Source organism: Deltaproteobacteria bacterium CG11_big_fil_rev_8_21_14_0_20_49_13, from assembly GCA_002796305.1.
Classification (GTDB): Bacteria; UBA10199; UBA10199.
On the sequence record PCWZ01000060.1, the window covers coordinates 1,013 to 1,423 of the forward strand.

The window sequence follows — 411 nt, forward strand, 5'->3', positions numbered from 1 at the left end:
TCGCGGCTGTCTACAGCGAACCACCGGTCACGTGGCAAATATGAGGCCCCAAATGATTGGTTCTCGACTTATCCGTTTGCCTTGAAATTAAAAGAGGCTCTTCTCCAAAGTGAGTGGGTGATTTGAGGGCATTTATGCTGAGAGGCTCATAACATTTTTGGGTAAGTAAAAAATGATGAATGTATTGTTAGTAAAAAGTTATCCATCAGGCGGCACGCCGACCCCCGAAGGGAGAGCCGGTGCGCGTGCGTGGATAACTACCTGTTGCGCTTGAAAACAACTTTCTTCTTCAGTTTATAAACAGACGATTCACGTCTATAGTATTTCAACTTCTTATTCGTATGCCAGTGCGAATAAGAAGTTAGAAATACTTATAGTTTTTAACAAAGGTATTACTAACCAAAGGTTAAA